General features: G+C 51.8%; 12 protein-coding genes. 1 reads left to right on the top strand and 11 read right to left on the bottom strand.

Features of this window, described 5'->3' with window-relative positions; all coding sequences use genetic code 11:
• The 9 genes from BM036_RS19330 to BM036_RS19290 all read right to left on the bottom strand — a co-directional run.
• Window positions 1–273, bottom strand: a 273-nt coding sequence (locus BM036_RS19330) for a helix-turn-helix domain-containing protein (RefSeq protein WP_177186122.1), incomplete at its 3' end; no start/stop codon positions are given.
• A gap of 78 nt (window positions 274–351) precedes the next feature.
• The gene (locus BM036_RS19325; protein ID WP_218144850.1) at window positions 352–630 is read right to left on the bottom strand and encodes a hypothetical protein; all 279 of its coding nucleotides are present in this window, start codon (window positions 628–630) and stop codon (window positions 352–354) included.
• Window positions 605–1,900 carry a P-type conjugative transfer protein TrbL gene (gene trbL / locus BM036_RS19320; protein ID WP_091855259.1) on the bottom strand — a complete coding sequence of 432 codons (1,296 nt, stop codon included), beginning with the start codon at window positions 1,898–1,900 and terminating at the stop codon, window positions 605–607. Before trbL ends, BM036_RS19325 begins: the two co-directional genes overlap by 26 nt.
• 2 nt (window positions 1,901–1,902) lie before the next feature.
• A complete protein-coding gene (locus tag BM036_RS19315; protein ID WP_000790452.1) occupies window positions 1,903–2,100 on the bottom strand; it encodes a hypothetical protein in 198 nt (65 codons plus the stop codon).
• A 2-nt stretch (window positions 2,101–2,102) separates the two neighbouring features.
• Complete coding sequence (gene trbJ, locus BM036_RS19310; protein ID WP_091855262.1) at window positions 2,103–2,870, bottom strand: P-type conjugative transfer protein TrbJ; 768 nt, start codon at window positions 2,868–2,870, stop codon at window positions 2,103–2,105.
• Between the two features lie 1,154 nt (window positions 2,871–4,024).
• On the bottom strand, window positions 4,025–4,933 hold the full coding sequence (gene repC / locus BM036_RS19305) for a replication protein C, IncQ-type (protein ID WP_091855258.1): 909 nt from the start codon (window positions 4,931–4,933) through the stop codon (window positions 4,025–4,027).
• Window positions 4,923–5,777 (bottom strand): helicase RepA family protein, encoded by an 855-nt coding sequence (locus BM036_RS19300; RefSeq protein WP_091855257.1) that lies wholly within the window; start codon window positions 5,775–5,777, stop codon window positions 4,923–4,925. The genes repC and BM036_RS19300 overlap by 11 nt, the downstream gene beginning before the upstream one ends.
• A gap of 4 nt (window positions 5,778–5,781) precedes the next feature.
• Complete coding sequence (locus BM036_RS19295) at window positions 5,782–6,006, bottom strand: helix-turn-helix transcriptional regulator (RefSeq protein ID WP_091855256.1); 225 nt, start codon at window positions 6,004–6,006, stop codon at window positions 5,782–5,784.
• Window positions 5,966–7,050 (bottom strand): IS3 family transposase gene (locus BM036_RS19290; RefSeq protein WP_091855255.1). Its coding sequence is split into 2 segments (ribosomal slippage): window positions 5,966–6,789 and window positions 6,789–7,050, totalling 1,086 coding nucleotides; the frame shifts between segments, so codons are not numbered across the junction. Before BM036_RS19290 ends, BM036_RS19295 begins: the two co-directional genes overlap by 41 nt.
• Before the next feature lie 247 nt (window positions 7,051–7,297).
• Between BM036_RS19290 and BM036_RS19280 the strand changes: the two genes are divergently transcribed.
• On the top strand, window positions 7,298–8,299 hold the full coding sequence (locus tag BM036_RS19280) for a LuxR family transcriptional regulator (protein ID WP_091855261.1): 1,002 nt from the start codon (window positions 7,298–7,300) through the stop codon (window positions 8,297–8,299).
• 143 nt (window positions 8,300–8,442) lie between these two features.
• On the opposite strand, the gene BM036_RS19275 is transcribed toward BM036_RS19280, so the two are convergent.
• Window positions 8,443–8,748 carry a tetratricopeptide repeat protein gene (locus BM036_RS19275; protein ID WP_218144849.1) on the bottom strand — a complete coding sequence of 102 codons (306 nt, stop codon included), beginning with the start codon at window positions 8,746–8,748 and terminating at the stop codon, window positions 8,443–8,445.
• Window positions 8,749–8,802: 54 nt separating this feature from the next.
• On the bottom strand, window positions 8,803–9,118 hold a 316-nt coding region (locus BM036_RS19270), incomplete at its 5' end, for a transposase (RefSeq protein ID WP_218144848.1).

Raw genomic sequence — 9,118 nt, 5'->3', positions numbered from 1 at the left:
TTTGTTGTCCAGCTTTCGAGGCTGCCCCGGTCGCGGCGCATCATAAAGTCCTTCAAGACCTTGCTCGCTATAACGCTTGCGCCATTTGAAGACCGTTTGAGTGCTCACCTGAAGCGAGTCTGCAATCCCTTGAGGCGTCTCGCCTTCATTCAGTAACAGAAGGACCCTGGCGCGTTGAGCCAGATGCTGACTCAGAGTGCTTGTTCGGCACCAGCCTTCAAGTTCCAGTTGATCGTTAACGGTCAGATTAAACGGGGCTGCTGGCTTGGGCACAATGGGAACCTATTTTTGCTGATCGATAGCCTCATTATAACCAATATGAGTCAGCGAATTAACCGAACGGCACACTAGTTAGGCCATGCGGCCTTTTTTAACAAAGCTGGCAATCTCGCTATTTCGCTCCTGCTGACGTTCCTGGGCATACGAAACGTAGTCCTCAACGTCGAAGGTGTGCTTTTCCGGGTCGCGCTCTTGCCATTCTGCGTGTGCTTGACGGGCTTCTTCCTGGTCCTCACTGGATAGGTCATCAAAACCGCCGGTTTGATTCATCCAGCCAGTGCCAACACCGCCTAAGCTATCGTTGTCAAATGCAGGGGAAGCGTCGTCAGTCGCCCTCCTTGTCGTCGTCATCCCCGTCATCTTTCGTACTGTTTCGGATCGAGCTGGCTAAACGGCCTCCAGCAGTGCGGCCAATTCGATCCCCGGCCATATCACTCATTCCCTTCATCAAATTCGCACCGGTATCCGCTGCAATACGACCCGCTTTTACAGCGCTGCCTTTAAAGCCGCCGCCAGAGGATTCGCCACCGCTAGAAGATTGGCCGGAAGCTTGGGAAAAGGAGCCAGCTTCATCAGAATCGCCGCCACCGCTAAATGCTCCACCCAAGCTCGACATAACGTCAGTATTGTTCGCTACGTTCTCACCTGCTTTTGCAAATGCAGCCTGAATAGCAGACGCACCGCCGGCGGTAGCCATTGCTGCACCGGCAGCCATCCCACCAGTGGCAACAGCCGCTCCGGCCATCGCCCCGGCACTGATACTGCCAGCACCTGCCGCCGCACCGCCTCCAGGAACCAGGCTGGCAACCACATTGGGAACCGAGTGAATAAGCATCACGAGAACCAGTGAAACGACAAAGATCACCAGCAGTTCACGCATAGGGGCATCATTGGATAGATCGGCATAGAAACCGTCCATGATCGACATGGCAATGCCAATGAGCAACGTCATTGTCATCAACTTCAAAGCAACGCCCAATACGCTTTTGAAGTAGTTGATTGCTATATCTGAAGTCCAACGCGAACCACCAAACCCCAGCACGAAGACACCGGCATAGATCAATATCCAAGCCGTCACCAAGGCCAACAACACATTGGCTGCCACTACCGCCATACAAGCCAAAATTGCCAGCGTGATTAAGAAGATAGACAAGTTATCTATCGGGCTTGTGATGCTGTAGGACTTACCAGCTTTCACAATAATGTCGAACGCAATACTAATAGGCTCTGACGGAGTTAGGTCTCTCGGAAGGCCACCGGCTTGAGCACCGACCATTCTCAACGAGTCGATGATTGACGTCGCAAAGTCTGGGCCGTTTCTGAGCAACCAGAGAAAGAAACCAAACGTCAGGATGAAGCGCACGAACTCGGCAAAGAACTCCCTTATATCCGCTTGTTTAAGGATTAAGGTCCCGCCAGTCCAAACAAGGGATATAGTGCCCAGCGTCCAGAACAGCCAGGCGGCATAGTTTGTAATTACCGTGCCCCAAGTAGCACTGGCCGTCATGAAACGCACGGCCACTTCATCCAAGACACCATTAGGCTCAATGGCCGCTGACGCAGTTTGCGAAGTCAGTAAAACTGCCAGGAGCATCACAAGTCGAATGAATATCTTGCTCATGATTAGAACCCCTTGTTCTTGGAGCGATCAGTGGGTTCGCCCATATCCCAAAGACAGTTCCCTTCTTCCCTCTGCTCTTTCGTCAGGTTTGGGTTGTCACAGTTGATCGTTGCAGGCTTTGGCCCGTCATCTTCACCGCACCCCACCAGAACGAAAGAGGCCAACGCGCTAACGATAAAAACTCGGGTGATATTCTTCATGATTAAAACCCCCTGTTTTCTGAACGGTCGGTTGGCTCGCCCATATCGAACAACCTTTCACGGGACGCTTGATATTGAGCTTCGCGGTCAGCATCCGCCTGCATTCGAGTGCCAACGGCATTCTGCTGAGCAATCAGCAGGCTACGGATTTGCAGGAGCTGGTTAGCCTGGTTGCTGGCGAGCTGATTGGCGTAGCCAATGGCGGCCAGTTGGCCGTCTGCGCCCTGGGCGGCAGATTGCAGGCGGTTAAGCTGTCGGGCGTCGGCTTCAAGATTGTCTTGCTGCTGCTCCAGGCCCTTAAACAGCGCGTCGTTGGCCTTCTTCTGCGATTCAGACGCCAGGCGACGGTTCTCGGCCATCGCGGCTCGTTCGGCATCACTGCATCCCGCCGCCGAGAAACAAGGCGAGCTGCGGTAATAGGCCACGTCCTGGAACTTGCCCAGGTAAGCATCGAGGCTGCCAAGTTGGTTCTGGTAATAGGCGAGCGTGTTGGTCGCCTGGTTCAGATCGTTGATGGTGCGCTGCGCCTGGTCCCAAATATGGGCCGCCGGGGCCATCGTGTTTTGCAGTTGGTTTTCGTACTGCTGGAGTTGGGTTTGGTATTCCTGAATCTGCTTGGCCGTCTGCGCGACCGCTTCCAAAGCAGACATGATGTTTTGCGTCAGATTGGTGCCATCAACGACAGGAATACCGGCATAGGTAGGCTGAAAAGTGCAGGCCGTCATGGCGACAACCAGAGTAATTTTAGCGGCTAAATTTTTTCTTTTCACATTTTGCATTCGTTGATCTCCATTACCAATGAATGCTTTATCGTGCCTTTCAATGCATAACGTATAAGCCCAATAATTGGACATAAAGGTTGACATAGGAAAATTTAAACCAACAACTCCTACGGCGGCAGACAATGGCCTCGCAGAGCAGGATTACCGTTGAGCGCCCCGGCGCGAATAAGGTAAGTGAAGAAGGAACCGCCGACTTGTCGGTGGGCCTACTTCACCTATCCTGCCCGCACCACAGCGTTGATTCTTGCACGTACGGTATGTGCATTTCTGTGCAATAACATGTTTATTCCTGTGCAAACCGTGTTTTTCCGAGTAAATCGACCTTTACAGCGGTATGACAGCGCACTTATAGCGACTCAACAGCGCTAAAATAGTGGTCTAGCAGCGTTTTGAGATGACTACTTTCCTCGCCATTCACCACACACAAAAACACAGCTTTCCTGTGAGTTGCCTCATGTGGCCACCTTGCTTGAAATCCCGCCCCTCAAATGTCAATGAAACACGTGGGCATCCGACACATTGCTTTGTTTTACAAAGACTTCCATAACACCCCACCCACTTGACTGCCATTTCATTGACTGTTTGGGGTCGGTATTAGTTGAGGTATTCTTGTTGCGCCGCGCGCCCACCTTCAGACAGGTTGCGAGCACGATGTATATGCGAATAGGAAATGTAGCGTTGTAGTATGTTGTATGGTGCTACTACATACTACAAACTACACACATTTACAGACCGCTACTGGCTTAAGTTGCTATTCATCTTGATGCATTGAATACGGCTTTCTGAACCGCCCAGAGAGGCGCTTCGGGCATCGCCCTCCGGCACCCCTAGTCGGCCTCTGAACGACGCTCCTGGAGCGTATAAGGCGGCTTTAGTCGTCCTTCGGACGGATTGAACGCCAAGAAGAGGTGATAGCCCTTAGCGAGGAAGCAGAATCGGCCACCCTCTTGGCGTTAAAACATCGGCCAAAGGCCGATTGAGTTGGCAAGGCATGAACGCGCCATTCAGGCGCGGGCTATGCCGCGCATGATGGATATTCTTTGGAATATCTTGGATCAATTTCCAAAACAGGCCGGAAAGCCTTGCCCTGCAAGCGTTTGCGCGATTGAAGCGGGTACCGTTATGCCGGGGATGGGATACCGTTATGCCGGGGGACGGGTACTATTATGCCGGGGATGGGTGCTGTCACGCCGGGGGCTGGCTTGGTTGGCCCCTGGCCGCCTAATCTCCCATTTTCCCTTGGCGTATTCATGTACAGTCCAGCCCACTGAAATAAGTTCAGTCAACGCTTTCCGGGCCGTCTGACGGCGCTTTTTCAAGGTGTTGGGGTTCTTCGTTGCATCCGGCCAAACGTAGTTGCAAAGAGTATTCAGTTCTACCCGTCCAGATTTACCGGCATCAATCCAGCCCGATAATCGCTGATGTATTAATCGAGCAGGATCGGTCTGTAGCGCCCGAACCTCAGTCATGTCGAGCCGAGTATGTGGACGCTCTCCCATTACAGCCTCTGCTAATCGAGGGTTTAGGCTGACAAACAGTTTACCTTCCCGGTCGTCGCTGACGTAATCGGACAAGATGCGGAAACCCTGACGCTGCCCGTTACGCTCCACAATGACCGATACTGCCCATAGGCGCTCGATGCTATCGCGGATAGTTTTGAACTGGCTGCCTCCATCGTCGGCATACCCAAGTTCTCGGGCCAGTTGTCGAAAGCTGCCCTTGGCAACCATTGCATCCTTCTCAACCGCGTCCCACTTCAGGTCTAGCAAGAGACGCAATTGCTGCCCAACTTCTGACTCTGTTTCGTTTCGCAGCACAATCCCGCGTCCCCCATCACCAGAAATTGCGGCCATAGCCACAAGCCCTTGTAGGATGCGAAGATCATCAACACCTAGAGGCTCAGGCCCCCAGAAACGTATCGAATCCTCGCCATGGGTATAGGTTACGTCCAGCTTGAGCCGCTTTCGCTCTCCACGCTTCAGACTACGGAACAAGCCAGGAGCCAGGCAGTGAGCTGGATCATGTCGAACATGGGTAAGATCAAAGCTCATCACGTGACCTCACCTTAGATTTCTTGAATGGCAGCACGCCATTGGCTACGCGCTGCCTCTCCAGCACGGCAGGTTTGAGCACACCGCCCTCGTGACGCCGGAACCAACGCTCTGCGAAAGGAGAGCCATAATTCGCCTTGCTCACGCCATAGCGAACGAAGTACCCACGCTGACTATCATCAACACCCCATTCCTCAGCCTCAGTTTGCGTCATGCCAGACAGGTACGATTGCCAGCGAATGTTATCGACCAGAACAGACGACCCACGGCTGGCCTGTTGCTGGTTACCCGCACCAATCATGGCGGCGCTCTTACTAGCATGGTGCAAAAATACGATAGAGCACCCTGTATCGGCGGCGATGGCTTCCATACGTCCGATCACTTGCGCCATTGGACCGCTAACGTTTTCATCTTCGATGTGGAAACGACGTAAGGTGTCCAGGATCATAAGGCGGCGACCCGCAGCCGCTCGCTTAAGGCCATCGAACCAATCGAGACACATAATATTGGGGCACCTTCCTATCAGCGGCTCAATCAGCAAGCCTTCAGCAACAGCTTGCCGCTGCTCGGCGGTGAGATGCGCTCCAAGCGCATGTAATCGGTGATGGATAGCAGCGGGAGGATCTTCTGCGGGAAGATAGATAACTGGCCCAACAGGAAATTCTCCGACTTCCAGCAAGTCTGGGCCTCCAGCGATCTGCGTGGCAAGCTGTAAGGCCAGCATGGATTTTCCGGCACCACCTGGTGAAACCAAGGCCCCTACCGTACCGGAAACCATGTTAGGTAAAACATAATCAAGAGGCGGCGGCGTTTCCGAAAAGGCCGCCATAAGATCAAGGGCCATAATGTTAGGCCCCTATGGTGTTGCCAGGCCGAGTAGCCTGGATTCCTGAAGACTTACGCTCCTCAATCCACTGCTCTACTTCCGACAGGTCCCACGCGACGTTTCTGCTGGTAAGTGCAATTCGGCGAGGGAACTCACCCCGCTTCTCTGTAATCCCCCCATTTCTAACCGTTCTTTTGAATAGAGAATTAAGCGGCCTCCAGTAGTCTGGACGGGGGTATTCCTCCAATGGCCGTGTTCGGTCGTTCGTTGTTGTACTGCCAGAGCCACTGAGTCGCTAATAGCTGAGCATGGGCAATGCTTTCGAACTGATGCAAGTCTAGCCATTCATGTCGTGCGGTCCGATTGAACCGCTCGATGTAAGCATTCTGGGTGGGCTTGCCAGGCTGAATGTAGATCAGCGTAATTCGGTTTCTGTTGGCCCAGTTTATCAGTGACTGCGAGATGTATTCTGGCCCATTGTCACATCGAATCGCTGCGGGTTTGCCGCGCCATTCAATGATCTGGTCCAGGGCACGAATCACCCGTTGTGCGGGTAATGACAAGTCGACTTCAATGCCCAGGCCTTCCCGGTTGTAGTCATCAATCACATTGAAGGTTCGGAACGTCTTGCCGCTAACCAGTTGATCGCTCATGAAGTCCATCGACCAGACCTGATTGGGCGCGGTCGGCACATCCAGCTCACCTGGATAATCCCGCTGGATCCTTCGTCGGGGCTTGATGCGCAGGTTCAGTTCCAGCTCCCGGTAAATGCGATACACGCGTTTATGGTTCCAAGGGTAGCCCTTCACGTTACGCAGATACAGGAAGCACAGGCCAAAGCCCCAGCGCTTGTGCGTTTGTGTGAGCCGTAACAGCCAGTCCGCCACCAGTGCGTTCTCGCCACCAAGCTTCGCCTGGTAGCGATAGCAGGTTTCGCTGATGCCATACACCACACAGGCCAACCGAATACTGATGCCATGTTTGGCCACGCCCTTGATGGCCATCTCCCGGCGTTGAGATGGCCTTACAACTTTCCCTCAAGAGCTTCCTGGCGCAGTTCAGCTTTGAGCCGCTCTTCGGCATACATCTTCTTCAGGCGAGCGTTCTCAGCTTCCAATTCCTTCAGGCGCTTCATCATGGATGCATCCATACCGCCAAACTTCGAACGCCACTGATAAATCAGGGCCGTGCTGACGTTGTGCTCACGAGACAACTCAGCCACCGGAACACCGGCTTCGTGCTGCTTCAAAATCGCCATGATCTGGCTGTCAGTAAATCGAGACTTCTTCATCTGTCGCTCCTTCTGCGATCATTGTAAAAGTCTCTACTCAAAACCTCGATTATTTTCTGGGGGGACTACATCTCCAAGTTATAAATTGTCCGTGAGGAGAGCGGAATCATCTCCAATAGCACTTTTCGATTGATCAGTGTCTTGTTTGCCATTGCTTGCATACTTGTGCCTCCACTTACTTATGAAAGCTCTATGGTGCCCAGCAATGCCACTTGATTAAGCCTATAAATTGGATAAAATGGTTGACATGGAAAGTGAAGAGCAAGCAAAGAAACGACTTGGCAATTACTATATAGCTATCTGGAATGGTTGTGATCCAGATATTGCCAGCGCCATCCGCCAGTTCCGAGATAGCTGGAAACCATATTCCGCAGCATCCCGGCGCTACCCCATTCATCGGCTAATACCTGAGCTGATAGACCCTGCTGTAACCGCATACAGGGAAACACTCCCGCCTGACTACCTGGTACACATGCCAGGTTCAACAGAGGTATCTTTCAGCGAGATGGCTCAGCTGGTCGGGTTTGATGCAGCGGTCCGCCTACAACGCCACCTGCTAAGAGCGTTCATAAAAACAAAAGACCAACAGACCAAGACAGATCAAAGGTTTATCGCAACACATGAATCACTGATTGAATTAGTTCAGGACTGTGCATGCAAGCAACCGGTAAAGTCTTCAATGCGATGCATCAACGGAACATCTAGAGGGCTAAATGACAAGCGCCGCCACAGCTTTTGTCGTTTCTGTGGTTCTCCGACTACGCTAACATCATTCTCGGATAACAAATCCCAATTGCGTGGTAGCAATGACGTTCTACGTCTAAGCAACTTGTACTGCACAAATCACCAACCAAAATTACCAAATGGAGCTTGGAATCCTTTATATAAGCAGGCAACACGCTCTATCGCGCAGTTTGACATTGAATTAGAAAGAATAAACAAGCAATGCGCCAATCGCTCTAGACCTTTAATGTCTGGCGATAAACTGGTCGATCAATACTTCCTTTACTTGATGCTAGGCAAAACTTTACAACCAGCAGACAAGGCCGAATTACGCAATCTAGCCCGAAGGATGGTGGACTCTAAGCTATCAGATACCAAGAAAAAAATGCTGGTACTCAAGCGAGACGGATTTAACCAGACAGAAATCGGAAAGCAAATACTGAACGCCAAGCAGCAGCCAATGACACGCCAAGCCGTGTCTAAAGCGTTGGCGTCAGTTCGAAAGGAATTCCTGCTAGGAACCTAAGAACCTAGAAAGCTATCAAGAGAAATTTTAGCCGCTAAAATGCGGGGCTTGAAACCGACTCCATTACCATACCCGACTTACGACACCAAATTCCTAATGCTAAACAGGTAAACCAACAACATCAAAATCAGGTTTTCATGCTGCTAGTCGATATCCCGAGGAAAGAACTGCGGAAAATCGCGTTGAAGTTTGGCAGTAAGCTCATGATCTGGAAAACGCTCAATCGCCCTTCTCCAAATATCCAAAGCCTCGACTATGCTCCCTCTATTCCAATAGACACCACCTAGATTGAACATCGCCAAGTCGTATTCTGGATCAAGATTTAACGCTTTCTCATAGGATTTAATAGCTTGCTCTGATTGGCCAAGGTCACCGTACGCTGCACCAAGCTGAAACCAGCTCATTGCATCAGGCTGGATATGCTCTGCCTGTTCAAGCAGGATCGGCAAACTATCTTCAAACCTTCCAAGAAAGTTAAGAGCGGTTCCTAGTGTCCCGTTCGGTTAATTCGCGCGCTTATTGTCAATTAAGCTCAGCTTTGCCCGCGCCACTGATGTCATAATAGCTTCGGCGCTTTTATGCCACCGGAATGGCTTGGCCAGTTTTTCGTTGTGGACCTTGATGTACTTTTTAATAGCTGACTTCAACTCACCAACGCTGGTGAAAATGCCTCGATAAAGCGCGCGCCGTTCCAGTTGGCCAAACCACCCCTCAACGGCGTTCAGCCACGATGCGCTCGTAGGCGTGAAATGGAGTTTGAAGCGAGGGTGCTTGGCCAGCCAGGTTTTGACCTCCGAGGTCTTGTGAGTCGAGCTGTTA

Origin of the sequence: Marinobacter segnicrescens (genome assembly GCF_900111555.1) — a bacterium.
Taxonomy (GTDB): Bacteria; Pseudomonadota; Gammaproteobacteria; order Pseudomonadales; family Oleiphilaceae; genus Marinobacter; species Marinobacter segnicrescens.
Note: the sequence above shows the minus strand (reverse complement) of the source record. Positions and strands in the feature narration are given on the sequence as shown.

Excerpts from the sequence above, each read along its gene's own strand:
- BM036_RS19325 (WP_218144850.1), bottom strand. The coding sequence starts at position 630 with ATGACGACGACAAGGAGGGCGACTGACGACGCTTCCCCTGCATTTGAC.
- trbL (WP_091855259.1), bottom strand. The coding sequence starts at position 1,900 with ATGAGCAAGATATTCATTCGACTTGTGATGCTCCTGGCAGTTTTACTG.
- BM036_RS19315 (WP_000790452.1), bottom strand. The coding sequence starts at position 2,100 with ATGAAGAATATCACCCGAGTTTTTATCGTTAGCGCGTTGGCCTCTTTC.
- repC (WP_091855258.1), bottom strand. The coding sequence starts at position 4,933 with ATGAGCTTTGATCTTACCCATGTTCGACATGATCCAGCTCACTGCCTG.
- BM036_RS19300 (WP_091855257.1), bottom strand. The coding sequence starts at position 5,777 with ATGGCCCTTGATCTTATGGCGGCCTTTTCGGAAACGCCGCCGCCTCTT.
- BM036_RS19280 (WP_091855261.1), top strand. The coding sequence starts at position 7,298 with ATGGAAAGTGAAGAGCAAGCAAAGAAACGACTTGGCAATTACTATATA.